The sequence below is a fragment of the Leifsonia sp. PS1209 genome, assembly GCF_012317045.1.
Taxonomy (GTDB): domain Bacteria; phylum Actinomycetota; class Actinomycetes; order Actinomycetales; family Microbacteriaceae; genus Leifsonia.
Genome location: NZ_CP051154.1, coordinates 221,864 through 248,008 on the forward strand (window position 1 = coordinate 221,864; position 26,145 = coordinate 248,008).

General features: G+C 67.7%; 20 protein-coding genes and 2 rRNA genes. 15 read left to right on the top strand and 7 right to left on the bottom strand.

Annotated elements, in window-relative coordinates; all coding sequences use genetic code 11:
* Positions 1-190: 190 nt before the first annotated feature.
* The 5 genes from HF024_RS01160 (at position 191) to HF024_RS01180 (ending at position 7,020) form a co-directional block, all read left to right on the top strand.
* Positions 191-3,309 (top strand): 23S ribosomal RNA (locus HF024_RS01160).
* Between the two features lie 137 nt (positions 3,310-3,446).
* Positions 3,447-3,563, top strand: a 5S ribosomal RNA gene (gene rrf / locus HF024_RS01165).
* Positions 3,564-3,771: 208 nt separating this feature from the next.
* On the top strand, positions 3,772-5,025 hold the full coding sequence (locus HF024_RS01170) for a hypothetical protein (RefSeq protein WP_168688224.1): 1,254 nt from the start codon (positions 3,772-3,774) through the stop codon (positions 5,023-5,025).
* Positions 4,983-6,023 (top strand): hypothetical protein, encoded by a 1,041-nt coding sequence (locus HF024_RS01175; RefSeq protein WP_210723995.1) that lies wholly within the window; start codon positions 4,983-4,985, stop codon positions 6,021-6,023. Before HF024_RS01170 ends, HF024_RS01175 begins: the two co-directional genes overlap by 43 nt.
* The gene (locus HF024_RS01180; RefSeq protein WP_085371303.1) at positions 5,998-7,020 is read left to right on the top strand and encodes an HAD-IIA family hydrolase; all 1,023 of its coding nucleotides are present in this window, start codon (positions 5,998-6,000) and stop codon (positions 7,018-7,020) included. Before HF024_RS01175 ends, HF024_RS01180 begins: the two co-directional genes overlap by 26 nt.
* Positions 7,021-7,024: 4 nt before the next feature.
* On the opposite strand, the gene HF024_RS01185 is transcribed toward HF024_RS01180, so the two are convergent.
* Positions 7,025-8,017 carry an o-succinylbenzoate synthase gene (locus HF024_RS01185; protein ID WP_168688367.1) on the bottom strand — a complete coding sequence of 331 codons (993 nt, stop codon included), beginning with the start codon at positions 8,015-8,017 and terminating at the stop codon, positions 7,025-7,027.
* A gap of 56 nt (positions 8,018-8,073) precedes the next feature.
* Between HF024_RS01185 and HF024_RS01190 the strand changes: the two genes are divergently transcribed.
* From HF024_RS01190 to HF024_RS01200, 3 genes are all read left to right on the top strand, one after another.
* Positions 8,074-8,985, top strand: coding sequence for a 1,4-dihydroxy-2-naphthoyl-CoA synthase (locus HF024_RS01190; protein ID WP_168688368.1), 912 nt, complete (start codon positions 8,074-8,076; stop codon positions 8,983-8,985).
* A 39-nt stretch (positions 8,986-9,024) separates the two neighbouring features.
* Positions 9,025-10,272: an AMP-binding protein gene (locus HF024_RS01195; RefSeq protein ID WP_247597244.1), complete on the top strand. Its 1,248-nt coding sequence runs from the start codon at positions 9,025-9,027 to the stop codon at positions 10,270-10,272.
* 82 nt (positions 10,273-10,354) lie between these two features.
* On the top strand, positions 10,355-11,332 hold the full coding sequence (locus HF024_RS01200) for a 1,4-dihydroxy-2-naphthoate polyprenyltransferase (protein WP_085371300.1): 978 nt from the start codon (positions 10,355-10,357) through the stop codon (positions 11,330-11,332).
* A gap of 97 nt (positions 11,333-11,429) precedes the next feature.
* Here HF024_RS01200 and HF024_RS01205 read toward each other — a convergent pair whose 3' ends face one another.
* Positions 11,430-11,714, bottom strand: coding sequence for a DUF4229 domain-containing protein (locus HF024_RS01205; protein WP_247597245.1), 285 nt, complete (start codon positions 11,712-11,714; stop codon positions 11,430-11,432).
* Positions 11,715-11,756: 42 nt separating this feature from the next.
* On the opposite strand from HF024_RS01205, the gene HF024_RS01210 reads away from it, so the two are divergent.
* From HF024_RS01210 to HF024_RS01220, 3 genes are all read left to right on the top strand, one after another.
* Positions 11,757-12,113: a PLD nuclease N-terminal domain-containing protein gene (locus HF024_RS01210; RefSeq protein ID WP_085371298.1), complete on the top strand. Its 357-nt coding sequence runs from the start codon at positions 11,757-11,759 to the stop codon at positions 12,111-12,113.
* Positions 12,106-13,866, top strand: a complete 1,761-nt coding sequence (gene menD / locus HF024_RS01215) for a 2-succinyl-5-enolpyruvyl-6-hydroxy-3-cyclohexene-1-carboxylic-acid synthase (protein ID WP_247597393.1) — start codon at positions 12,106-12,108, stop codon at positions 13,864-13,866. The genes HF024_RS01210 and menD overlap by 8 nt, the downstream gene beginning before the upstream one ends.
* A gap of 170 nt (positions 13,867-14,036) precedes the next feature.
* Positions 14,037-14,567 (top strand): acyl-CoA thioesterase, encoded by a 531-nt coding sequence (locus HF024_RS01220; protein ID WP_247597246.1) that lies wholly within the window; start codon positions 14,037-14,039, stop codon positions 14,565-14,567.
* Positions 14,568-14,710: 143 nt separating this feature from the next.
* Here HF024_RS01220 and HF024_RS01225 read toward each other — a convergent pair whose 3' ends face one another.
* Positions 14,711-16,108 carry an FAD-binding oxidoreductase gene (locus HF024_RS01225; protein ID WP_168688370.1) on the bottom strand — a complete coding sequence of 466 codons (1,398 nt, stop codon included), beginning with the start codon at positions 16,106-16,108 and terminating at the stop codon, positions 14,711-14,713.
* Positions 16,109-16,184: 76 nt separating this feature from the next.
* Here HF024_RS01225 and HF024_RS01230 point away from each other — a divergent pair, with 76 nt between their 5' ends.
* Positions 16,185-17,141, top strand: coding sequence for a DNA-3-methyladenine glycosylase 2 family protein (locus tag HF024_RS01230; RefSeq protein WP_210723996.1), 957 nt, complete (start codon positions 16,185-16,187; stop codon positions 17,139-17,141).
* Between the two features lie 13 nt (positions 17,142-17,154).
* On the opposite strand, the gene HF024_RS01235 is transcribed toward HF024_RS01230, so the two are convergent.
* Together HF024_RS01235 and HF024_RS01240 are read right to left on the bottom strand one after the other, a co-directional pair.
* Positions 17,155-17,721 carry an SRPBCC domain-containing protein gene (locus HF024_RS01235; protein WP_085371294.1) on the bottom strand — a complete coding sequence of 189 codons (567 nt, stop codon included), beginning with the start codon at positions 17,719-17,721 and terminating at the stop codon, positions 17,155-17,157.
* A 103-nt stretch (positions 17,722-17,824) separates the two neighbouring features.
* Complete coding sequence (locus HF024_RS01240) at positions 17,825-19,471, bottom strand: NAD(P)/FAD-dependent oxidoreductase (protein WP_168688371.1); 1,647 nt, start codon at positions 19,469-19,471, stop codon at positions 17,825-17,827.
* Between the two features lie 211 nt (positions 19,472-19,682).
* Between HF024_RS01240 and HF024_RS01245 the strand changes: the two genes are divergently transcribed.
* On the top strand, positions 19,683-19,994 hold the full coding sequence (locus HF024_RS01245) for an SdpI family protein (protein WP_247597394.1): 312 nt from the start codon (positions 19,683-19,685) through the stop codon (positions 19,992-19,994).
* A 141-nt stretch (positions 19,995-20,135) separates the two neighbouring features.
* On the opposite strand, the gene HF024_RS01250 is transcribed toward HF024_RS01245, so the two are convergent.
* Positions 20,136-21,029, bottom strand: coding sequence for a LysR substrate-binding domain-containing protein (locus HF024_RS01250; protein ID WP_168688373.1), 894 nt, complete (start codon positions 21,027-21,029; stop codon positions 20,136-20,138).
* A 157-nt stretch (positions 21,030-21,186) separates the two neighbouring features.
* On the opposite strand from HF024_RS01250, the gene HF024_RS01255 reads away from it, so the two are divergent.
* Together HF024_RS01255 and HF024_RS01260 are read left to right on the top strand one after the other, a co-directional pair.
* Positions 21,187-24,831 carry a bifunctional proline dehydrogenase/L-glutamate gamma-semialdehyde dehydrogenase gene (locus tag HF024_RS01255; RefSeq protein WP_168688374.1) on the top strand — a complete coding sequence of 1,215 codons (3,645 nt, stop codon included), beginning with the start codon at positions 21,187-21,189 and terminating at the stop codon, positions 24,829-24,831.
* 29 nt (positions 24,832-24,860) lie between these two features.
* Positions 24,861-25,688, top strand: coding sequence for an aldo/keto reductase (locus tag HF024_RS01260; protein WP_168688375.1), 828 nt, complete (start codon positions 24,861-24,863; stop codon positions 25,686-25,688).
* 41 nt (positions 25,689-25,729) lie between these two features.
* On the opposite strand, the gene HF024_RS01265 is transcribed toward HF024_RS01260, so the two are convergent.
* Complete coding sequence (locus HF024_RS01265; RefSeq protein ID WP_247597247.1) at positions 25,730-26,134, bottom strand: GntR family transcriptional regulator; 405 nt, start codon at positions 26,132-26,134, stop codon at positions 25,730-25,732.
* Between the last annotated feature and the right edge of the window lie 11 nt (positions 26,135-26,145).

Below are 26,145 nucleotides of genomic sequence, written 5' to 3' on the forward strand. Positions count from 1 at the left end.
GCCATGATTGGCTGGCGGAGAGGGTACCGCCCGTACTTTGAGAACTACACAGTGGACGCGAGCATCTTAGATTCGAGACTTTCGAGTCTCGGATCACAAGATCAAATCGACACTCCTTTGGAGTGTTGGTAGATCATTGGTCAATCTGCTCACCTTCGGGTGGGCCGATCGATTCATAAACTCATGTGATTTCCAAGTTTCTAAGAGCAAACGGTGGATGCCTTGGCATCTGGAGCCGAAGAAGGACGTAGTAATCTGCGATAAGCCTCGGGGAGTTGATAAACGAACTTTGATCCGAGGATTTCCGAATGGGGAAACCCCGCTGGGCCCGTAAGGTGACCCAGTGACTCCCGCCTGAATATATAGGGCGGGTAGAGGGAACGTGGGGAAGTGAAACATCTCAGTACCCACAGGAAGAGAAAGCAAAAGCGATTCCGTTAGTAGTGGCGAGCGAAACCGGATCAGGCTAAACCGATCATGTGTGATAGCCGGCAGGCGTTGCATGGTCGGGGTTGTGGGACTTTTCTGCTGCTTCTGCCGAACAGCGAACGTTACAGAGGAATATAGGCGAATGGTTTTGAAAGGCCAGTCATAGAGGGTGCCAACCCCGTAGCCGAAATGTTCTGATGGCGTGAAGAGTATCCCAAGTAGCACGGGGCCCGAGAAATCCCGTGTGAATCTGTCAGGACCACCTGATAAGCCTAAATACTCCCAGATGACCGATAGCGGACAAGTACCGTGAGGGAAAGGTGAAAAGTACCCCGGGAGGGGAGTGAAATAGTACCTGAAACCGTTTGCTTACAAACCGTTGGAGCCTCCTTGTAGGGGGTGACAGCGTGCCTTTTGAAGAATGAGCCTGCGAGTTAGCGATATGTGGCGAGGTTAACCCGTGAGGGGTAGCCGTAGCGAAAGCGAGTCTGAATAGGGCGATTCAGTCGCATGTCCTAGACCCGAAGCGAAGTGATCTATCCATGGCCAGGTTGAAGCGACGGTAAGACGTCGTGGAGGACCGAACCCACTTAGGTTGAAAACTGAGGGGATGAGCTGTGGATAGGGGTGAAAGGCCAATCAAACTTCGTGATAGCTGGTTCTCTCCGAAATGCATTTAGGTGCAGCGTTGCGTGTTTCTTGCCGGAGGTAGAGCTACTGGATGGCCGATGGGCCCCAAAAGGTTACTGACGTCAGCCAAACTCCGAATGCCGGTAAGTGAGAGCGCAGCAGTGAGACGGTGGGGGATAAGCTTCATCGTCGAGAGGGAAACAACCCAGACCACCAACTAAGGTCCCTAAGCGCGTGCTAAGTGGGAAAGGATGTGGAGTTGCACAGACAACCAGGAGGTTGGCTTAGAAGCAGCCACCCTTGAAAGAGTGCGTAATAGCTCACTGGTCAAGTGATTCCGCGCCGACAATGTAACGGGGCTCAAGCACGCCACCGAAGTTGTGGCATTGACATTAGTGGTAGGCCTTCGTGGTCCAGCCGTGTTGATGGGTAGGAGAGCGTCGTGTGGCGAGTGAAGCGGCGGTGTGAACCAGCCGTGGACGCTACACGAGTGAGAATGCAGGCATGAGTAGCGAAAGACGGGTGAGAAACCCGTCCTCCGAAAGACCAAGGGTTCCAGGGCCAGGCTAATCCGCCCTGGGTAAGTCGGGACCTAAGGCGAGGCCGACAGGCGTAGTCGATGGACAACGGGTTGATATTCCCGTACCGGCGAAGAACCGCCCAAGCTAATCCAGTAATGCTAAGTGTCTGAATCCCCTTGATCGAGGCCTTCGGGTTGAGACGAGTGGGCCTAGCACACGACCCTATGCTGGTGCGGCTAGCGTATTAACAGGTGTGACGCAGGAAGGTAGCCGAGCCGGGCGATGGTTGTCCCGGTCTAAGTGTGTAACCCGAGAGATAGGCAAATCCGTCTCTCATGAAGGGCCAGGCACGATGGGTAGTCTTAAGTGACGAAATCGGTGATCCTATGCTGCCAAGAAAAGCATCGACGCGAGGTTCCAGCCGCCCGTACCCCAAACCGACTCAGGTGGTCAGGTAGAGAATACCAAGGAGATCGAGAGAATCGTGGTTAAGGAACTCGGCAAAATGCCCCCGTAACTTCGGGAGAAGGGGGGCCTGAGGCGTGAACGGACTTGCTCCGGGAGCGTTTGACGGCCGCAGAGACCAGTGGGAAGCGACTGTTTACTAAAAACACAGGTCCGTGCTAAGTCGCAAGACGATGTATACGGACTGACGCCTGCCCGGTGCTGGAAGGTTAAGAGGAACGGTTAGCCGTAAGGCGAAGCTGAGAATTTAAGCCCCAGTAAACGGCGGTGGTAACTATAACCATCCTAAGGTAGCGAAATTCCTTGTCGGGTAAGTTCCGACCTGCACGAATGGCGTAACGACTTCCCAGCTGTCTCAACCGCGAACTCGGCGAAATTGCACTACGAGTAAAGATGCTCGTTACGCGCAGCAGGACGGAAAGACCCCGTGACCTTTACTACAGCTTGGTATTGGTGTTCGGTGTGGCTTGTGTAGGATAGGTGGGAGACTGTGAAGCGGGCACGCTAGTGTTCGTGGAGTCATTGTTGAAATACCACTCTGGTCACTCTGGATATCTAACTTCGAACCGTAATCCGGTTCAGGGACAGTGCCTGGTGGGTAGTTTAACTGGGGCGGTTGCCTCCCAAAAAAGTAACGGAGGCGCCCAAAGGTTCCCTCAACCTGGTTGGCAATCAGGTGTCGAGTGTAAGTGCACAAGGGAGCTTGACTGTGAGACTGACAAGTCGAGCAGGGACGAAAGTCGGGACTAGTGATCCGGCAGTGGCTTGTGGAAGCGCTGTCGCTCAACGGATAAAAGGTACCTCGGGGATAACAGGCTGATCTTGCCCAAGAGTCCATATCGACGGCATGGTTTGGCACCTCGATGTCGGCTCGTCGCATCCTGGGGCTGGAGTAGGTCCCAAGGGTTGGGCTGTTCGCCCATTAAAGCGGTACGCGAGCTGGGTTTAGAACGTCGTGAGACAGTTCGGTCCCTATCCGCTGCGCGCGTAGGAAATTTGAAAGGATCTGACCCTAGTACGAGAGGACCGGGTTGGACGAACCTCTGGTGTGTCAGTTGTTCCGCCAGGAGCACCGCTGATTAGCTACGTTCGGGATGGATAACCGCTGAAAGCATCTAAGCGGGAAGCCGGCCTTGAGATGAGATTTCCATGCCTTCGGGCGAGAGGCTCCCAGCTAGACTACTGGGTTGATAGGCCGGATGTGGAAGTGGGGACTAAAGACCCATGGAGCTGACCGGTACTAATAAGCCGATAACTTGACAATCACTACTCACACACATGTTGTAAGGCTGGTGTGTGAGGCCTGAAGAATGCTTGCGTCCACTATGTGGTTCTCGATGTACGGTCGAGAACCGAACCAATCAGCTGATTGGTCCGTTCACTTTGATACATCAATAGTGTTTCGGCGGCCATAGCGAGAGGGAAACGCCCGGTCACATTCCGAACCCGGAAGCTAAGACTCTCTGCGCCGATGGTACTGCAGGGGGGACCCTGTGGGAGAGTAGGACACCGCCGGACTCCTTTTAGAAAGAGCCACCCCACACCGGGTGGCTCTTTCGCATTTAACACCACCACAACACCACACAGACCACACCACCAACGACATAGGCTGGGCGACAGGCCCGCCACCCAACAGGAGAAGTCGTGAGCGATACACCGGCAGACGACCAGCGAGACGCGCGCAGCGCCGACGATCGGGGCGGCGCATCCGGTGCACGCTCCGGTGGTGACCGAGGCAACGCACCGCGCAGCTCCGACAGCGGATCGGGTCGCCCGTACCAGGGTGGACGCGGCGGCAGCTCGCGCGATGGCCAGCGCTCCGACGGCGGCTATCGCGGCGACCGCGCACCCCGAGAAGGCGGCCGCGACGGTCAGCGCTCGGGTGGGTACCGCAATGATCGTGCGCCGCGGGATGGTGAGCGTTCCGGCGGGTACCGCAATGATCGTGCGCCGCGCGACGGCGAGCGTTCCGGCGGCTATTCTGCCTCGCGGGACGGCGGTCAGCGCGACGGCTACCGTGGCAACCGCGACTCGGCGCCGCGCGACGGATATCGCGGCAGGAGTGGCGACGCGAACGACGGTGGGCGCGGCGGTGACCGGGCTCCGCGTCAGGGTGCACCACGCGACGGATATCGCAGCGACCGCGCTCCCCGCGAGGGTGGATACCGAGCAGGCGGTGGCCGGGACGGCGAGCGTTCGGGTGGCTACCGCGCGAACGGCAGTGCTGCCGGTGCTCCGCGCAGCGGTGGGTCACGAGACGGATATCGAAATGACCGTGCGCCGCGTGATGGCGAGAAGCGGGACGGATACCGGAGTGACCGGGGCGCGCGTGATGGTGCTCCTCGCGACGGGTATCGCAACGATCGGCGCCCCAGCGATGGTGGTGCGCGTGACGGGTATCGCAGTGATCGCGGACCTCGCGAGGGTGCTCCGCGCGATGGCTATCGCAACGACCGGCGCCCCAGCGATGGTGCTCCGCGTGACGGGTATCGAGGTGACCGCGCGCCGCGTGAGGGTGCTCCGCGGGATGGGTACCGTGGTGACCGAGCGTCACGTGACGGTGCTCCTCGCGATGGCTACCGCAGTGACCGGGCGCCGCGCGAGGGCGCGCCCCGTGACGGGTACCGCAATGACCGTGCACCCCGCGAGGGTGCCCCGCGCGATGGCTATCGCGCTAGGCGCGACGGGCAGCGCGGCGGGGCTCCGGCGGGTGACCGTGGGGGCGCATCCCGTGGCTACGACCGCGACGGCGGCGGACGCGGAGCTGGACGCGACGGCGGCGGACGCGGCGACAAGCTGTGGACCAGGGACGGCCGGCCGGCTCGTGGCGACCGCGATGCGCGCGACTACGAGCGCGAGCTCACCGAAGAAGAGCGCATGGCGCGGGAACTGCGATCGGTTCGTCCGCGCCACGACGACCCGGAGATCCCGGAGAGCGTGCAGGCGCGCGACCTCGACAAGGGTGCCCGCGTCGAACTGAAGACCCTGAGCAAGGACAACGCCGACTGGGTTGCGCGTCACCTGGTGATGGCCGCGCAGCTGATCGAAGAGGACCCGGAGCTCGCGCACCGGCACGCGCTTTCGGCCGCTCGGCGGGCGGGTCGTATCGCCGTCGTGCGGGAGACGCTCGCGATCACCGCGTACGCGACGGGCGACTTCGCACTCGCGCTGCGGGAACTGCGCACGTACCGCCGGATCTCCGGATCCAACGAGCAGCTGCCGCTGATGGTGGACAGCGAGCGTGGCGTCGGACGCCCCGATCGCGCGCTTGAGCTGGGTCGGTCCGTTGACCGTTCCACGCTGCCGAACGACGTGCAGGTGTCCCTGGCGATTGCGATGTCCGGCGCCCGCCTCGACCTTGAGCAGCCGGATGCCGCACTGGCCGAGCTCGAGATTCCGCAGCTCGACCCCAACCGGGCGTACAGCTGGAGTCCCGACCTGTTCCACGCCTACGCGGACGTGCTCGGCGAAGTCGGACGCACCGAGGAATCCGAGGCCTGGCGGGAACGTGCGACCCGTGCCGAGGAGGCGATCGGCGAGGCGCTCTCGATGGACGAACACGAGACTGTCGACGTCGTCGAGGAAGAGTACGAGTTCGACATCGACGGTGAGGACAGTATCGCCATCGGCGACGCCGGAACGTTCGACGACGATGCGGATGTGGTCATCGAGATCGAGGACGACGTCGAGCTCGACGAGGCGGACGACGAGGACCTGGATGAGGACTCGGACGACGAGGACGACGACGATTACGACTCCGATGACGAGGACGACGACTCTGATGACGACGAGGACGAGGAGTCGGACGACGACGATGACGATGACGACGATTCCGACGCTGAGGCCGATGACAACGGCGCCGACGAGGACGAAGACGAAGACGACTCGACCGAAGCCGCGCCCGTGAGCGCCGGCGACGATGACCGCGACGACACGGAGGATGACGCGACCGATGGCCCTGTTTCGACGGAGCGCTAAGACCGTGACGCCGCTCGACGGAGTCGATCTGGTGCTGGCCGACCTCGACGGGGTCGTCTACAAGGGCGCCGATGCGATCCCGCACGCCGTGGAGAGCCTCAACCAGGCCGCCGAAACCGTGCGAGTCGGTTACATCACGAACAACGCATCCCGGACCGACGCATCCGTCGCGGGACACCTCACCGACCTCGGCCTGACGGTGGCGCCGAGCGACGTGGTGACCTCGCCGCAGGCCGCCGTGCGGTTGCTGGCCCAGCATGTCCCTGCCGGCGCGACCATCCTGGTCATCGGCGGGGACGGGCTGGTCGACGAGGTGCAGAAGGGCGGGTTCTCCGTGACCCGTTCCGCCGACGACGACCCGGCCGCCGTGATCCAGGGCTTCGCGCCGGAGATCGGCTGGACCCAGCTCGCTGAGGCCGCCTTCGCGCTGCAGGGCCGGACGGACGAGGAGCGGCCGTGGGTCGCGACGAACACCGACTGGACCATCCCGGTCGCGCGCGGGATCGCCCCGGGCAACGGGACGCTCGTGTCCGCTGTGCACACGGCCGCCGGCCGCCTGCCGATCGTGGCGGGCAAGCCGGAGGTGGCGATCTTCGAGGAGGCCGTCACGCGGTTCGGTTCGTCGAAAGCACTGTTCATCGGTGATCGGCTGGATACCGACATCCTGGGCGCCAATCGCGCGGGGATCGACTCGGTGCTCGTGCTGACCGGTGTGGATCGGGCCAAGCAGCTGATCGCTGCGGATGCGAACTCGCGGCCGACATACATCCTCGCCGACCTGCGCGGGCTGAGCGAACCGTATCCGGTCACCGAGTTCAGCAAGGACGGGCGGACGGCCACGGTCGGCGACGCCTCGGTGGCGATCGAGGGCAACGACGTGCGCATCCTGAGCGAGGGCGGCGACGAGCTGAACCTGCTGCGGGCGGCGTGCGCGGTGATCTGGGGTTCTGGGCGGGCGATCTACGGACTCGAAGTCCCGGAGAAGCTGTACAGCTGAGCGGTCAGAGCGCTGCTGCGCGCTCGACCAGGCGGTAGCAGCGGCGAACGCGGTCGAGCCACCAGTCGCGGCGGTCGTCGTCGGCCGCGAGGGCGTCGAGTCGCGCGCCGGACACCGAGGGACGGACGACGGGGATGCTGCCGTCGACCGGGAGCAGCGGCTCGTCCGTCACGTCCTCGACGAACATCGCGGCCGTGCCGAGGCCGCAGTCGAAGTCGAGGCGCGGAACGGCCGCGGCGAGGTGGGCGCCCATCGCAATGCCGACCGAGGTGTCGATCGCGCTCGAGACGACGATCGGCAGGCCGGCCTCCGCGACGATGCGCAGGGCGGAGTGGATGCCGCCGAGCGGCTGTGCTTTGACGATCAGGAGGTCCGCTGCGCCGGCGCGCGCGACCGCGAGCGGGTCGGACGCCTTGCGCACGCTCTCGTCGGCGGCGATCGGAACATCCATGTATTTCGTCCGGCGGCGGATCTCGGCGAGCTCGCCGACGGTCGCGCAGGGCTGCTCGACGTACTCGAGGTCGAACGGCGCGAGCGCGTGGATGGCGTGCTCGGCCTCGTCGACGTTCCACAGGGTGTTCGCGTCGATCCGGATGCGCCCCTCCGGCCCCAGAAGGTCGCGGACCGCGCGGACGCGAGCGACGTCGTCGGCGAGGGTCTGGCCGGGCTCGGCCACCTTGACCTTGGCCGTGCGCGCGCCGGGATAGCGGGTGAGGATCTCGGCCACGGAATCCGCGGCGACAGCCGGGATGGTCGCGTTGACCGGGATGCGGTCGCGGAGCAGGGGTGGGGCGGCGTGCCAGCCGAAATCGATCGCGGCGTGCAGCCAGTGCGCGGCCTCCGCGTCGTCGTACTCGACGAACGGGGAGAACTCGGTCCAGCCCTCTGGGCCCTCGAACAGCACCGCCTCGCGGACCGTGATGCCACGGAACTTCGCCGTCATCGGCAGTGCGACGACGCGTGCAGTTTTCAACAGGTCGGCGAGCTCGGGCAACATTCCACAAGTCTGGCACGACCGGTCCGCGGCGGGATGGCGAACCGTAGGCTGGGTTCATGGCAAAAGCAGTCTCAGAGATCTTCGACCAGAGCGCGTGGAACGAGGTCGCCGGCTTCGAGGAGCTGACCGACATCACCTACCACCACGATGTCGCCGGACGGGTGGCGCGCGTGGCGTTCAACCGGCCAGAAGTGCGCAATGCGTTCCGACCGCACACGGTCGACGAGCTCTACGCCGCACTGGAGGATGCGCGCACGAACCCGCGCATCGGCGTCGTGCTGCTCACCGGCAACGGGCCGAGTCCGAAAGACGGAGGGTGGGCGTTCTGCTCGGGAGGCGATCAGCGCATCCGGGGGCGAGACGGCTACAAGTATGCGGACGGGGAGACGGCGACGGGCATCGACGCTGCGCGCAGTGGGCGGCTGCACATCCTCGAGGTCCAGAGGCTCATCCGGTTCATGCCGAAGGTGGTGATCGCGGTCGTTCCCGGGTGGGCGGCCGGAGGCGGGCACTCGCTGCACGTGGTCTGCGATCTCACCATCGCGAGCGCCGAGCACGGACGGTTCAAGCAGACGGATGCGGATGTGGGTTCGTTCGACGCCGGATACGGCAGCGCGTACTTCGCCAGGCAGATCGGGCAGAAGAACGCGCGCGAGGTGTTCTTCCTCGCCAGGGAGTACTCGTCGCAGCGTGCGTACGAGATGGGCGCGGTCAACGCGGTCGTGCCGCACGCGGAACTCGAGACGACCGCTCTGGAGTGGGCGAACGACATCCTGACCAAGTCGCCGACGGCGATCCGGATGCTGAAATTCGCGTTCAACGCTGTGGACGACGGACTCGTGGGGCAGCAGGTGTTCGCCGGTGAGGCCACGCGGCTGGCGTACGGCACCGACGAGGCCGTCGAAGGACGCGACTCGTTCCTGGAGAAGCGGGAGCCGGACTGGTCGCCGTTCCCGTGGCAGTTCTGAGCGCGGCAGGGTGAGCGTGGTGTGCAGGCGGAGGACGCGGTGACCAGGGCGTTGAGGGTGGTGGACTCGGCGCGGGTGGATGAGGTGTTCGAGGCGCTGTGGGATGCGCTCGGGCGCGGAGGGCCGGCGGTGGTGCCGCGGGAAGGCGGGGGCGGTCGGCGCGTCGGTGGGCGAGTCGACGGTGGGCGGTTCGATGGTGGACGGCTCGACGATGGGCGGGTCGATCGCGTGTGGCCGGGCGAGAGCGAGCGGGTGGGGCAGAACGTCGCGCTCGTGATCGAGACCTCCGGGTCGACGGGAGTGCCGAAGCGGGTGGCGCTGTCCGCGGACGCGCTGCTGGCCAGTGCGGCGGCCTCGGCGGGCGCGATGGGCGGGCAGGGACAGTGGATGCTCGCCCTGCCGGCGCACTACGTCGCGGGAGCGCAGGTGCTGGTGCGGTCGATTGCGGCCGAGACGGAGCCGGTGCTCTATGGCGATGGCCACTTCGACCCCGGGCGGTTCGCCGAGGTGGCGCGAGACCTCACCCACGACCTGCGGTTCGTCTCGCTCGTGCCGGTGCAGCTGGCGCGGCTGGTCGCGGCGACGGAGGCCGGCGACAGGGTGGTGGCGGACGCTCTGCGGCGATTCGACGGGATCCTCGTGGGCGGCCAGGCGCTGACCACGGAGCTGCGCGAGCGCGCGCTGGACGCGGGGGCGCGCATCCTGAGCACCTACGGGTCGAGTGAGACGGCGGGCGGGTGCGTGTACGACGGGCGTCCGATCGGCACGACCGCGGTGCGGTCGGTGGACGGGTTGCTCGAGATCGCGGGGCCGGTGCTTGCGGAAGGCTACCTTGGCGACCCGGATAGGACGGCGGCCGCGTTCCATGAGGCGGATGGGCAGAAGTGGTATCGCACGGGAGACCTCGGCGCGGTGGACGACGGGCTGGTGAGGGTGTTCGGGCGTGCGGACAACGTGATCATCTCCGGTGGGGAGAAGGTGCTGCTCGACGCTGTCGAGGGGGCGGTTCGGGCTCTCGACGGGTTCGGCGGCGCGGTCGTCGTGGCGGCGGACGATGCCGAGTGGGGTCAGGTGCCGGTTGTGGTCGTCGAGAGTGGCGGGGCTGCAGCGGCCACCGAGCTCGCCGCAGTGCGCGCTCATGTGGCGGAACAGGTCGGGAGGGCGGCGGCGCCTGCGGAGGTCGTGGAGGTGGATGTGCTTCCGCACCTCAGCAGCGGCAAGCCGGACCGGGTGGCTGCGCGGCGGATCGCGGAGAGCGCGCGGGGCGAGCGGGCGAGGCGGGGGTGAGGCGCGGCACGGTGCGCGCGATGCGACGAGCGACGGGGGCGGACGAAACGGCATAGCGGTTGTTGTTACGATTCGCTCTGTGATGAGTCAGAACAAGCCACGGATGCAACGGATGACGCCCGCTCAGCGCGGCAACGGCGGCAAGAGCGGTCGGCCGGGGGCGGCGAAGGTCAAGGTCAAGCCCGCTACCGCATCCGACTGGATCGCCGGGGCGCGCCTGCGCACGCTTCCGCTGGCCATCGCGCCCGTCATCATCGGTGTCGGGGCCGCCAAGGTCGCTGACGGAGCGGGCATCTGGCATCCGGTTCGTGCGCTTCTCTGCCTCGCGGTCGCGGTGTTCCTGCAGATCGGTGTCAACTACGCGAACGACTACTCCGACGGCATCCGGGGCACGGACCAGTTCCGGGTGGGGCCGAGCCGGCTGACCGGTTCTGGACGGGCGGCGCCCAAGCGGGTGCTCACCGTCGCGCTCGTCTTCTTCGCGCTCGGGGCGGTCGCCGGGCTGGCGCTCGTGCTGCTGACCCAGCACTGGTGGGTCATCCTCGTGGGCGCGGCCGCCATCGTCGCGGCGTGGTTCTACACCGGAGGAAAGCGGCCGTACGGCTACTTCGGCCTCGGTGAAGTGTTCGTCTTCGTGTTCTTCGGGCTCGTCGCGACGGCGGGGACCACCTACATGCTGTCCGGCGTCGTCAACCAGGAAGCCTGGTTCGGCGCGGTCATCGCGGGGCTCATCGCGTGCGCCGTGCTGATGGTGAACAACATCCGGGACATCGGGCCGGACAAGCAGGCGGGCAAGCGAACGCTCGCCGTGCTGCTCGGCAACGTCGCAGCCCGGATCGTCTTCTGCGTGTTCCTGCTGGTGCCGTTCGGCATCCTCGCGGTGCTCGCGTTGCTGTACCCGTTCGCCTGGTTCGGGATGTTCGCCCTGCTGGCCGCGCTGCCCGCGTGCGCGATCACACTGTTCGCAAAGACTCCGCGGGAGCTGGTCACCGCGCTGCAGCTCACCAGCTTCACTGGGCTGCTGGTCGCGCTGGCGCTCGGGGCGGCGTACGCGTTCTAGCGCAGGCGCAGGGATTCCTGCAGACGCAGACGCAGACGCAGACGCAGGCGCAGGCGCACGCATTGGCGCAGGCGCGGTCGCGCCTGGACAGGACTGATCAGGCGGACTTGTCCGGGTGGTCGACGGCGTCGACGACCGCGTCTTCCGCATCGTCGTCGACCGTGGTCGCCGGCTTGTCGCGGTGGCGGGCGGCGTAGAGGTCGCTCGAGACCGCGTTGCGCGGCTTGCTCAGGAAGATGTACGACAGGCAGAGCCCGATGAGGGCTGCCGCGATGACCGCGATCCACCATTCGATGCGCAGCACCAGCAGGATCGCGAGCGGGATCGCGAACAACAGCAGTCTGAGCACCGTATAGGTGACCCACGAGGGAATGCGTTTCACCCTCCCAGCTTAGAGACACTCTCTGAGAGTTACGATTGACACATGGTTCGCCTCTGGATAGTCCTCGGCGTCGCTGCCGCGGTTTTCTACATCTATTCCGTGGCAGACTGCGCCCTGTTCGACCGTTCGCGAGTGCGCGGCCTTCCCAAGCCCGTCTGGCTTCTCGTCATCATCCTGTTCCCGGTCATCGGCGGGGTGCTCTGGTTCCTCATCGGACGCGGTCGACGCAAGAGCGGCATCGGACGCCGCACCGTCGCACCGGACGACGACCCCGAATTCCTCAAGCGCCTCCGCGTCGACCACGACCAGGAGGAGCGCATCCGGCAGCTGGAGAAGGAACTCGCCGAACTCGATGACAACGGACCAGACAACGACCAAACCGGCCGCCGGGATGGGTGAACCCCTCACCAGACCCGCACCCACGGGAAACCCCGCCACCGACTACTCCATCGCACTCCTCACCGGGCTCGTCCGCGCCGGCGTCCGCGACCTGATCGTCAGCCCGGGCTCGCGCTCGCAGGCCCTCGCGCTCGTCGCCGCCGAACTCGAACGCTCCGGCTCCGCCCGGCTCCACGTGCGCATCGACGAGCGCGTGTCCGGATTCCTGGCGCTCGGCCTCGCACGTGAAGGCGGGGCACCCGCCGTCGTCATCACCACCAGCGGCACCGCAACGGCCAACCTGCATCCGGCCGTCCTCGAAGCGCACGAATCCGGCATCCCGATGATCGTGCTCACCGCCGACCGGCCGGACGAACTGCGCGGGATCCGCGCCAACCAGACCACCCAGCAGGACGGCCTCTACGACGTGGCCGTGCGCTCCACGCGCGACATCCCCGCGCCGGACGGCGCAGCCGGCGAACTCGATGCCGCCGCCGCGATCGCGCTCGCCGCCGTGCGCGAGGCGGTCGGGGCCGACAGCGGAGACCCCGGCCCGGTGCACCTCAACGTCGCGTTCCGCGAGCCACTGTCGGTGGCGGTCCCCGAGCTGGGACGGATCGAGACCGGCGAGCATCCCGCACCAGCAGGGCCGGATGCGCTCGGCCGCGAGACCATCGAGCTCGCCGACGGGCCCCGCACCGTCGTGATCGCGGGAGCGGACGCCGGACCGGACGCGGAGGAGTTCGCCCGCGCATCCGGAGCACCACTGCTCGCAGAGGTGTCGAGCGGGTCGCGGTTCGGGCCGAACCTCGTCGTCGCATACCGGGAACTGCTGCAGGAGGACACGTTCGGCGGGCGCGTCGAGCGCGCTGTCATCTTCGGGCATCCGACGCTCAGCCGCGAGGTTCCCGCCCTGCTCACCCGCGCCGACGTCGAGGTGATCGTCGTGGCACCGCGCGGGAAGCAGGCGTACAACCCCGGCCATCGGGCGCGGATCGTCGGGCGCGTGCTGCCGGCAGCATCCGTCGATCTGCGTTCGCCGGAGGTGCGCGCCTGGGTGGGCAGCTGGGTGTTCGGCAGCCGGCGGCTCATCGAGGCGGCGGAGCAGGCGGCCGACCCGGCCGCGACGGCGCCCGACGTCGACAAGGCGCGCTCATACGACCGCGCCGACGCGCTCGCCTTCGCGAAAGCGGAACTCGCTGCAGTGCGCGCACCCATCACGCGGCCGCTGCTGGCCGAGGCGCTGTGGCGCTACACCTGGCCGCACGACCGGCTGCTGTTCGGCGCATCCCGGTTGGTGCGGGATGCGGACCGCATCGTGCCGGGGAAGAAGCTGCGCGTGCACGCCAACCGCGGACTCGCCGGGATCGACGGCACCGTCGCCACAGCTATCGGCATCGCCCTGGAAAGCCAGGTGGCGGCGGAGGCGGCAGGAGCGCCCTCCGGCGTGACCCGCGTGCTGCTCGGCGACATCACCCTGCTGCACGACGTCGGCTCGCTACTGTTCGGCGACGGCGAGCGGCGACCGCACCTGCAGGTGATCGTCGGCAACGACGGCGGCGGGACCATCTTCGACGGACTCGAGGTGGCGTCGAGCGCCCCCGCGAACGCGTTCGACCGCGTGCTGTACACGCCGCAGAAGATCGACCTGGCGCTGCTGGCGCAGGCGTACGGGTGGGCGTACAGCGTCGTGCGGACGAAGGGCGAACTCGACCAGGCCCTGTCCGCACCGCCCGCCGGCGTGAGCATCGTCGAGGTGCCGCTGGGGCGGTGACGTGGGGCGCGGGCGCGGTTCGGGCCGCTCGATCCGGGCGCGCGCCCTCGCGACGGAATGCACAACCCACCGCCGCACCACGTGCCCGGGTTTTGGAGGCCGTCGACAACGAAAGTGAGCGGGCGTTGGCGCTTGGCTAGCATCGTCGGGTGCACATGATCTTTCGGACGATGCTTCATGCTCTGATCTCGCGGTTCGGCGCCCGGCTGGGGCACTGGGATGTTGCCCGCACCCGGTTCCGTGTGCTGCCGACCGACCTCGACATTCTGAAGCACATGAACAACGGTGTGTATCTGTCGATCGCGGACATCGGGCGGTTCGACCTGCTGACGCGGAGCGGGGTGTGGGCGATCTTCAAAGAGCGCGGCTGGTATCCGGTGGTCGCGTCGGAGACCATCTCGTTCCGGAAGTCGCTGGAACTGTGGCAGCCGTTCGTGGTGGAGTCGCGCATCCTGGGGTTCGACGAACGGGCCGTGTATGTGGAGCAGCGGTTCACGGTGAACGGCGAGATCTACACGCAGGCGTTCATCCGGGGGCGGTTCCTGAAGCGCAGCGGCGGGATCGTGACCAACGACGAGCTGCTGGATGCGGTGGGCGTCGCACCCTCCGACGTGTCTGTGCCTGAGTGGCTGGTGCAGTGGGGCGCGGATGCGGCGCTCCCGTCGACGAAGGCGGAAGCGCCGAGCGTCTGGGCCGAGTGAGCCGGGCGGCCCGGGCGGAAGCCGGGCGGCCCGAGCGGCCCATGCGGGGCCATGCGGCCCGTTCGCGCTAGGTGCGCTGAACGAGTCCGAACCTGTACACGCGGCGGTACGGCGTGTCGCGTGAACAGGTTCGGACTCGATTATCAGGGGGTCGGGGCGGAGGCCGGAGCCGGGGTGGGGCCGAAGGCGAAGACGCCGCGAGGATCCCAGGTGGCGCGGGCGGCGGCGAGGCGGTCGAAGATCGCAAGGGGCCAAGTGTGCTCGAACGCCACCTCGTCGCTGAGTCCGGCGGACCAGTTCACGTTGGTGATCGTGGAGACGTGACCGGCGAGGGCGGCCGTCACGGCTGCGGCGCGGGCGGGCGCGAGTTCGGCGAAGGTGGCCGGGTTCGCCGCGAGGGTCGACACCGTGTACCTGCTGTCCCGGCCGCCGACGGCTGAGCCGCCCGGCACATCCCGAGCTGTCGCTCCGCCGAGCTGGCGGATCTCGAGCGCGAGGAACGGTGAGTCCGTTCCGGGGCCGGCCGCCGCCATCAGGGCGTCTGCCGCATCCCGGTCGAACGTGTCGAGCATCAGGCCGCGGATCCAGCTCGGCGCCCCCTGCTCCGGATCGTTGTGGATCGTGGCGACCGCGGTGGTGGGCATCTCGGCGACGACGTCGAGGTAGACCGGGGCGGCGGCGCGCATCGGGGCGAACAGCTTCTCGCCCTCCGCGGCGTCGCCGGGGTACGCGAAGCGCACGCTGAGCACGGAGCGGCCACGGAGTGGGGGAGGAGGGCCCTCCATGTCCGGGATCTGCAGGAAGACCACCGAGGTGGTCGCCTCCTCGGACAGCGCGGATGACCAGTCCACCCAGGCCTGGAACGCCGGGACGATGGCGTCGCCCTCGAAGAAGACGCTGCCGCCGTACAGGGTGCGCAGCGGAACCAGTTCGAGCGTCATCTCGGTGACGACGCCGAGGCCGCCCTTGCCGCCGCGGAGGGCCCAGAACAGTTCCGGGTTGGTCTCCGCGTCGGCGACGACCGTCTCTCCGTCGGCCGTGACCACGCGGAAGCCGCGCACCCAGTCCGACGTGAAGCCGTGGCTCCTGGCGAGCGGTCCGACGCCGCCGCCGAGCGTGTATCCGACGGCGCCGACGCTGGTGGACGAACCGGTGACCGGCGCGAGTCCGTGCTCCGCCGTCGCCACGATCACCGGCGCCCAGCGCACGCCGGCGCCGAGGACCGCGAGCCGCGCATCCGGATCGATGGCGATGGTGTCGAGCGCACGCGTGGAGATGATCATGCCGCCGACGATCGGGGTCTCCGAGCCGTGACCGGTTGCCTGCAGCCGCACCGGGATGCCGGCGTCGCGCGCGAAGCGGACGGCCTCGGCGACGTCGTTCTCGTCGGTGACGGCGACCACGATGTCCGGATCGTGGACGACCACCGGGTTGAAGCACGCGACCTCGGCCGCGAGCCCCTCTTCTCCCCGGAGGTAGACAGTTCCTGCGATGGCGCCGCGGAGTGCCGCGACGGCATCGTCGTTGATTTCGATTCCCATGACGTGAATGTATGGGAGACCGCCGACAGAAGGAATCACAGCCGATATCGTCAGCGGGCTGACGTAGCATTCCTGCATGAGCACCGCCCTTCCGACAGCGCCGGCCGCCGCAGGTGGCGCTGTCGAGACGGTGTACCGTCCAGCGTCGCCGGTGGATGTGCGGAGCACGCTCTCCGTCCTCGGCCGCGGCCCGCACGACCCCACGACCAGGTGGGATGCGGGAGGCGTGTGGCGCACATTCCGCACGCCGGTCGGGGCGGCGACCGTGCGCATCCGGTATCCCGGGGCGGACGGGAGCGTCCGCGCGACGGCCTGGGGGCCGGGTGCCGAGTGGGCGATCCACGCCGTGCCCGCGCTGCTCGGCCGCGACGACGACTGGGATGGCCTGGACGTGAGCGGCACGCCTCTGCTGCACGACAGCCGGCGACGCAATTCCGGGATGCGGCTGTCCAGCACCAACCGGCTGATCGAAGCGCTGCTGCCCGCCATCATCGAACAGCGCGTGACCAGCCTGGAGGCGTACCGCTCGTGGGCGAGGCTGCTCCGGTGGTTCGGCGAGGTCGCGCCGGGGCCGGCGCCGGACGGGATGCGCGTCGTTCCGACCGTGATCCAGTGGCGGGGCATCCCGTCGTGGGACTGGCACCGCGCGGGAGTCGACCCCGGAAGGGCTCGCACGGCGCAGGCGGCGCTCGCCGTCGCCGCGTCCCTCGAACGCGCTGTCGAGCGGGCCGAGACGCGGGATGCGGCCGCCCGCGCTCTGCAGACCATCCCGGGCATCGGCCCGTGGACGGCGGCGGAGACTCTGCAGCGGGCGACGGGCGACCCGGACATCGTCAGCGTCGGCGACTATCACCTCGCGCACTACGTGGGCGAGGCGCTCACCGGGCAGCGCGTCGACGACGAGGGGATGCTCGAACTGCTCGCCCCGTGGGCGGGACACCGTCAGAGGGTCATCCGGCTCATCCTGGCCAGCGGGCACCGGTTCGAGCGGCGCGGCCCGCGCATCACGCTGCAGGACCACCGCTGGCATTGACCGCAGGACTGCGTTAGCCGTCCGTGCCGTTCGCCCTGTCCACCGCGTGCAGGGTCGCCTGCTCGGCCTTGATGTCGTGGTCGAGCTCCCTGCACAGGTTCTCGTAGTGCTCCAGCATCGCCGGGTCGTAGTCGTTCCAGTCCGGCATCGGCTTGCCGGTGCGGGCCGCGAGCAGGCGGTCCAGGTAGTAGTCCCAGCTCACGCCGATGTCCGCCTCCTCCCTCAACGACCGGAGGCGCTGGCCGAGGGTCACGGTCGTGTGACCGCTGGCCTCGGTGAGGTGCACGTACACCCGCCGCGACGTGTTCGACGGCCCGATGTCGGCGGCGAAACGGTGCGGGGCGTCGCATTCCAGGATGGTGACGTTCTCCCAGTCGGCGTCGTCACCCGCCGCGTTCATCCGGAACCGGGCTGCGCCGGTGGACGGTGTTCCGGTGAGTTGCCCGATCCACTCGCTGAGGCGCGGAGATCGGGAGAAATACGACCAGACATCCTCGATCGGCGCCTTGAAGATCCTGTCCAGGACCACGTAGACCCCGTCGTCTTTGCGAACGAGTCGACCCGTTGGTTGCGGCATCATGGTGCACCTCCCGCTGAATCCTCACACTAGTCACGTTGTGCCGTTTCCGGCAGTGCGTGCGGTGTGAGTCCTCACACGTCGAGGCGCGCTGGCGCGGCGGGTGTCAGCCTTCGAGCACCGCCATCGCAGCGTTGTGCCCGCCGAGACCGCTGACCGCTCCGCCTCGCCGCGCCCCCGAGCCGCACATCAGGATGCGCGGATGCCTGGTCGCGACACCCCAGCGCCGGGCGGGAGTGTCGAGAGGGTCGTCGTCCTCGGCGAACGGCCAGGACAGCGGGCCGTGGAAGATGTTGCCGCCCGGCATGTTGAGGGCGTGCTCGATGTCGCGCGTGGTCTTCGTCTCGATGCACGGGTTGCCGTCGGCATCGGTGAGCAGCAGGCTCTCGATGGGCTCGGCCAGGACGGAGTTCAGCGAGGCGACCACCGCATCCTGAAGCCGCTGCCTGGTGGCATCGTTGTTGTCGTCGGTGAGCCAGCGGTCGGGCGTGTGCAGGCCGAAGACCGTGATCGTCTGGGCTCCGGATGCGGCCAGTTCCGGATCCAGGATGCTCGGATCGGTGAGCGAATGGCAGTAGATCTCGCACGGGATGAGGTCGGGCATGACGCCGCGGACCGCCCCGGCGAACGCCTCCTCCAACTGCGTGTACGTCTCGTTGATGTGGAAGGTGCCGCCGAACGCCGCTGCGGGATCGACGGCCTCGTCGCGGAGCCGGGGGAGACGGGAGAGGAGGAGATTGACCTTCACCTGGGCGCCCTCTGCGCGGGGTCGGGGCGGGGTGGTGTCGGTGTCGGTGTCGGTGTCGGTGTCGGTGTCGGTGTCGGCTTCGCCTTCGCTCAGGAGGGCGTCCAGCACATCCGGGGCCACGTTGACGAGCACGTGCCGCCCCACCACGCGGCGCTCGTGGCCGTGGCGGTCGTAGCGGACGGCGCCGTCCGGGCTGATCGAGGTGACCTCGGCGTCGGTCACGATGCGGGCGCCCGCCTCGCGTGCCGCCCTGGCCAGTTCTCCGGTGACCGTGCCCATGCCTCCCACCGGCACATCCCATTGCCCCGTGCCCTGGCCGATGACGTGATAGAGGAAGCAGCGGTTCTGCGCGAGCGACGGGTCGCTCACGCTCGCGAAAGTGCCGATCAGCGCATCCGTCGCCACGACACCGCGGACGAGGTCGTTGGAGATCCTCGACTCGATGAGTTCGCCGATCGGGCGCTCGAAGATGCTCTGCCACAGCTCGTCGTCGCCGACAAGAGCCTTTGCCTCGCTGCGAGTGAGGAGCGGCTCGGTGACCGTCGGCCAGAGGGACTGCGCGAGGGCTCCGGTCGCCTCGTAGAACTCGGAGAAGGCGGCGGCGTCGTCGGCCGCGCCGATGTGGGCGAACGAGGCGGCGGTCGCGTCGGCGTCCGTGTTGTCGATGAGGAGCGCCGCCCCGGACTCGTCGCCGGGGACGGGCGTATAGGAGGAGTACCGGCGGCGCGCCAACCGGATGCGCAGCCCCAGGTCGTCGATGATGCGCTGCGGCAACAGGCTGACCAGGTACGAGTACCGCGACAACCAGGCGTCGACGCCGGAGAACGCCTGGGCACTGACCGCCGCGCCGCCCACCGCTTCGAGGCGTTCCAGAAGGATGACGCTCTTGCCTGCTCGTGCCAGATAGGCGGCGGCGGTGAGTCCGTTGTGGCCACCGCCGACGATCACGACATCGTGCGTCGGCGCCTGCTCTGGCGCAGTGGTGGGGGAGGAAGTGGCGGTCATGCGTCTGAGCCTATTCGGACGGCCGATCCGGCTTCAACGCGGGGTGTCATCGGGTCAGGACAACCGGGCCGGGTTGCGCTCCGGACAGCGATGATAGTACCGTCTAATCTTAGAAATTCAATATTTAACAGAAGCGGAGGTGTTGAGGAACGTGCTGGTCTTGATAGTCGGAGCGGCTCTCTTCGGTGTAGCTGGTGCTGCTTTCAGCGTTGTGCACGCCTCCATTCGGAGAGGCCTGCCGCGGAATCGTTCGCTCGGGATCAAGACTCGCGCGACGTTGGCTTCGGATGAGGCTTGGCGTGCCGGGCACGATGCCGCTAGGCCGTGGCTCAGGAGCTCTGCATTGACTGCGTACACAGCGAGCGTCGTGTGCGGAGCTGTGGCACTCATTTCACAGAGTCCCTCGGAGGGCGTTGTCGCCCTGGTCATGGTGTCGGGTTTCGCTGCGCTCATCACAGTCCTGATCTGCGCGGGCGTGATTGCCGACAGGGCTGCAAGAAGTGCCTCAACGCCTTCACCTTGAACAGAAACATAGAAGCAAAGGAACGACACTCGGACCGGACACTGGCTGCTCCGCCTTCGCCTGACCTCCGAGCGCACTGAAGCACTCAGGCGATGCAGTACCGGAGATGGCGCTCCCCACGCGTCTGAACCCCGTCGGCTGTCAGGACGGCACGGCGCGGGCGAGGGCGTCGCGGCACGCGACCACGCCTGGCCGCTCGGCCGACGAGCGCCTGGCCGAGGTGAAGACGGTGCGTCGCGGAGAGCCGGGAAGGTCGATCAGGCGGACGCTCGGGGCGTCGCCCGCCCACACCAGATCCGGGAGGATGCCGACCGCGTTCCCGGAACGGATCAGGCGGATGTGCGCGATGAGGTCGGCCGTCTCGTAGCGCACATCCGGCTCGAAACCGGCGGCGCGGCACAGCTGCACCGCCCACGTGCGCGCAGCAGTTCCCTGCGGCTCCATCACCCAGGGGAGGGAGGCGGCGCCGGCGAGGCTCTCGGTGGCGACCCGCGCATCCGGGTCGGCGCTGCTCGCCAGGTGGATGGCGTCCGTCGCGAGCTCGACGCGGTCGAGGTCGGCTCGGAGACCACGGGTGCTGCCGGGGTATTGCTCGGCGATGACGAGGTCGAAGTCGCGGGCGGAGACCTCGAAGAGGCCCTGCTCCGGCTCGCGCTCGGTGACCTCGACCCGGAGTTCCGGGTACTCGGCGGCCAGTGTGGAGAGGGCGTGCGGGAGGATGGCGTGCGCCGCGGACTGGAAGACGGCGACGCGCACGACCCCGGCCACCGTGGTGAGGGATGCGGTGAGCTCGGCCTCCGCGCGGTCGAGCAGGTCGAGGATCTCCGCGGTGTGCCGCACCAGGATCTCCGCCTGGGCGGTGAGCTGGACGCGGCGGCCGGCCTTGGCGAGGAGGGTGACGCCGGACTCCTTCTCCAGGGCGGAGAGCTGCTGGGAAACCGAGGACGGAGAGTAGGAGAGCGCCTCGGCGACGCCGGTGACGGTGCCGCGCACCTTGAGTTCCTGGAGCAGGCGGAGTTTGCGCACGTCGAGCATCCGGTGCCTTCATTCGGTTCAGTCGAACGATATCGTTCGAAAACATTCGCTTTTCCTGATGATACTTGGGCCGCACACTGTTTCCACAGGGGTCACTTCTGCACAGATTTCACGGGCCTCAGCGATCACCCGAGCAGCGAGGAATACAGTCGTGGACATGGTCAATCACACGGATGGCAACGAGACGCGCCCGTCGCAGATCGCGGGAGACGCGGTCGAGCTCGTGCGCACCTGGCTCGCCCAGAGCACCGCGACAGTCGACGGCGCCACGCCGAAGCAAGACCCGGCGGCCGAGCGTCTCGCCGGTGTGCTGAAAGACCCGAACGGGCTCGATTTCGCCGTGGGATTCGTGGACGGGGTCGCCCGGCCGCAAGACCTGTTCGTCGCCGGGTACAACCTGCAGAAGGTCGCCAAGAACATCCCGTCGTTCCTGCCCTGGTACATGCGGTTCGCCATCTGGCTCGGCGGCGTGTTCGGCCCCGTGCTGCCGTGGATCGTCATCCCGATCGCACGCCGGGTGCTGCGCGGGATGGTCGGCCACCTCGTCGTGGACGCGACGCCGGAGAAGCTCGGCCCCGCCATCGCGCACCTGCGCAACCCCGACGACCCGAACGGTCACGGCGCACGGCTCAACCTCAACCTGCTCGGCGAGGCCGTGCTCGGCGAGAAGGAGGCCGCGCGGCGACTGGAGGGCACGCGTGCGCTGCTCGCTCGCGACGATGTCGACTACGTGTCGATCAAGGTGTCGTCGATCGCGTCCCAGCTGTCGATGTGGTCGTTCGACGAGACGGTCGAGCGCGTCGTCGAGCGGCTCACGCCGCTGTACCAGCTGGCCGCGTCGTCGCCCACGCCGAAGTTCATCAACCTCGACATGGAGGAGTACCGCGACCTCAACCTGACGATGGCGGTCTTCACGGGCATCCTGAGCAAGCCGGAGTTCGTGAAGCTCGAAGCGGGCATCGTGCTGCAGGCCTACCTGCCGGATGCTCTGGATGCGCTGCAGACGCTCACCGAGTGGTCGAGCCAGCGCCGCGTGGTCGGCGGAGCGCCCATCAAGGTCCGCGTGGTCAAGGGTGCCAACCTGGCCATGGAGCGCGTGGACGCCGCCATCCACGACTGGCCGCTGGCCACCTACGGCAGCAAGCAGGCAACGGACACCAACTACAAGCGGGTGCTCGACTGGGCGCTCACCCCGGAGCACACGGACGCGGTGAAGATCGGGGTCGCCGGTCACAACCTCTTCGATGTGGCATACGCGTGGCTGCTCGCCTCGCGCCGCGGGGTCACCGACGGCATCGACTTCGAGATGCTGCTCGGCATGGCCACCGCCCAGGCCGAGGCGGTCAAGAAGACCGTCGGCAGCCTGCTCCTCTACACGCCGGTCGTAAACCCGAGCGAGTTCGACGTAGCCATCTCCTACCTGATCCGCCGGCTCGAAGAGAACGCGAGCCAGGAGAACTTCATGTCTGCGGTGTTCGAACTGGACTCCGATGCGGGACTATTCGAGCGGGAGAAGCAGCGCTTCCTCGCGTCGATCGCCGACCTCGAAGCCGACCAGCAGCCGTGGGGAGTGGCCCCGCTGCCGAACCGTCAGCAGGACCGCTCGCGCGAGTGGGACCAGGCGAGCGCGGACGAGTTCACGCGCCCGGCGGCGCCGGAGCCGGTCGCCGGCAGCGACGAGGGGCTGACGAGCGTGGTGCTCGGGCTGCGTCGCGGGTCGAGCGGGGACGGGATCGTCGCCGGCGAGCCTGTGACCGTCGAGGTGACCCGCGGGTTCCACAATGCGCCGGACACCGACCCGTCGCTGGCCGCGAACCGGTCGTGGGGCCGGAAGATCCTGGCCAGGTCGGCCGGCTCGTCGCTCGGCGTCGACACCATCGCGGCGGCAGCGGTCACCGACGCCGCCCAGCTGGAGACGCTCATCCAGACCGTCCGGATCAACGGAGAGGCCTGGGGCGCGCGCAGTGGCTTCGACCGCGCCGCGGTGCTCGACCGAGCGGGGATCGCCCTCGCGGCCAACCGCGACAGGCTCATCGAGGTCATGGCTGCCGAGACGGGCAAGACCATCGCCGAGGCCGATCCGGAGGTGAGCGAGGCCATCGACTTCGCCCACTACTACGCCAGCAGGGCGCGAGAGCTGGATGCCGTCCAGGGCGCGCGCTTCGTGCCGTCGAAGCTCACGGTGGTCACCCCGCCGTGGAACTTCCCCGTCGCCATCCCCGCCGGTTCCGTCCTGTCGGCGCTCGCCGCGGGAAGCGGCGTCATCATCAAGCCGGCTCCCCAGGCCAGGCGCTCGGGCGCCGTCATGGTCGAAGCGCTCTGGGAGGCGGGCATCCCGCGCGAACTGCTGGCGCTCGCCGACGTGGCCGAGAACGACCTGGGCCAGTCGCTCATCTCCGAACCCCGAGTGGATCGGGTGATCCTCACGGGTGCGTACGAGACGGCCAAGCTGTTCCGGTCGTGGCGGCCCGACCTGCCGCTGCTCGCGGAGACGAGCGGCAAGAACGCGATCATCGTCACGCCGAGCGCCGACTACGACCTCGCCGTCGCGGACATCGTGAAGAGCGCGTTCGGGCACGCCGGCCAGAAGTGCTCGGCGGCCAGCCTGGTCATCCTGGTCGGGTCCGTCGCGAACTCCGACCGGTTCCGTCACCAGCTGATCGACGCGACGACGAGCATGCGCGTCGGCTATCCGCAAGACCCGACGAGCCAGATGGGGCCGCTGATCGAGCCGGCCTCCGGCAAGCTGCTGCACGCGCTCACCACGCTCGGCGCCTCCGAGGAATGGCTGGTGAAGCCGAAGCAGCTGGACGAGACAGGGAAGCTGTGGTCGCCGGGCATCCGGGCCGGGGTGCAGCCGGGGTCGTACTTCCACCTGACCGAGTTCTTCGGTCCAGTGCTCGGGATCATGACCGCAAAGAACCTCGACGAGGCCATCCGCTACCAGAACGCCATCGAATACGGGCTCACCGCGGGGTTGCACTCGCTCGACTCCGACGAGCTCACCGTCTGGCTCGACACCGTCGAAGCGGGAAACCTCTACGTCAACCGTGGGATCACCGGGGCCATCGTCCAGCGGCAGCCGTTCGGCGGGTGGAAGCGCTCGTCGGTCGGTGCAGGCACGAAGGCGGGCGGACCGAACTACCTGATCGGGCTCGGATCGTGGGTGCCGGACGCCGGCAACTCCAGCGCCAGCCTCCACTTGCGCGGGCTGGATAAGCGCGTGTCCGACCTCATCGAGTCCGGGCAATCGTCGATGGACTACGCGGCGTTCGACGTGGTGCGGCGGTCGGCACTCAGCGACGCCATCGCGGCGGCGACGGAGTACCACACGGTCAAAGACGTGTCGGACATCAGGGTGGAGCGCAACCTGTTCCGCTACCGTCCGGTCCCGGTGACCATCCGGCTCTCGGAGGGCTCGGGGCTGCCCGAGCTGCTGCGGGTGATGGCGGCAGGAACGGTCGCCAACTCCCCGTTCACGGTGAGCACGGCTGTGAAACTGCCGCGGGCGATGCACCAGCTGCTGCGCGAGCGTGAGCTCGAGGTGGTCGTGGAGTCGGACGCCCACTGGCTGTCGCGCATCCGGTCGCACGCGACGTGGCCGCACCGCATTCGGCTGATCGGGGGCGACGCATCCGCCCTGGCCGCCGCGCTCGGCGGAAGTCCGGATGTGGCTGTCTACGCCAACGAGGTCACGCCGTCCGGACGCATCGAGGTGCTGCCGTTCCTGCACGAGCAGGCCATCTCGATCACCAACCACCGGTTCGGAAACCCCACGCAGCTTTCCGAAACAGTCATCTGACAGGAGGCAGGCGCGCGTAGCCTGACACCATGACGACACCGACGCTCCCGCTCAACTCCGGAACCACCATCCCGCAGCTCGGCCTCGGCACGTGGCCCCTCGACGACCAGGAGGTCGAACGCACGATCATCGAGGCGGCGGCCATCGGATACCGTCACATCGACACGGCGGTGAAGTACGGCAACGAGGTCGGCGTGGGGCTCGGCGTGAAGCACAGCGGCGTCGACAGGGACGAGCTGTTCGTGACGACGAAGCTCGACGGCACGTACCAGGGGGACGATCGCGCGCTGGACGGACTCGACGCGTCCCTCGCCCGGCTCGGGCTCGACTACGTGGACCTGCTGCTCATCCACTGGCCGCTGCCCGCCCGGGATGAGTACGTGTCGACCTGGGAGACGTTCATCCGGCTGCGGGAAGCAGGCAAGGCGCGCGCGATCGGCGTCTCCAACTTCAAGCCGGCGCACATCGACAGGCTGATCGCGGAGACCGGTGTCGTGCCCGCCGTGAACCAGATCCAGCTCAGCCCGGCCATCCAGCGGCGCGAGCAGCGGGCGTACGACAGCGAGCACGGCATCGTCACCGAATCGTGGAGCCCGCTCGGCGCGGGAGGCGACCTCCTGCGCTCGCCGGTGCTCACCGAAATCGCCGAGAAGCACGACAAGACGCCGGGACAGGTGGTGCTGCGCTGGCACATCCAGAACGGGCTCGTCGTGATCCCGAAATCCAGCAACGCACAGCGCCTCGCCGAGAACTTCGACGTGTTCGGGTTCGAACTGGACGCCGCCGACCTGGCCGGGATCGACACGCTCGACGAGGGTCCGGATGCGGGAGTCGACTCGGACCGCAGCGGGCACTGAGGTCAGGGGCGCGGACCGAGGTAGACGGGCGAGACCTTCGGTCAGGGGCGCAGGCGCGACTCGAGGGCTGCTCGGGCGAGGGTGAGGGCTTCGTCCGCGGTGAGGCCCAGGTCGGCGGCGCGCTCGGCGAAGGCTGCGGCCGCGGTGGCGGCCTCGCGCTGGGTGGCGTCGGCGGCGGCGACGAACGTTCCTGCGCGGCCGCGGGTCTCCAGGACGCCGACGTGCTCCAGTTCGCGGTAGGCGCGAGCGATGGTGTTCGGGGCGAGACCGAGGGAGTCCGCCAGCGCCCGTACCGGAGGGAGACGGGTGCCGACGGGAGCGTCGCCGGTGCTGACGGCGGCGAGGATGTGGGCCTTCAGCTGCTCGAACGGTGGGGTCGTCGCCGAGGCGTCGATGGGGGCGGACAGGAAGCCAGGGGCGCCGTTCGTGCCGGAGGATTCGCTCACAACTGTTCCGC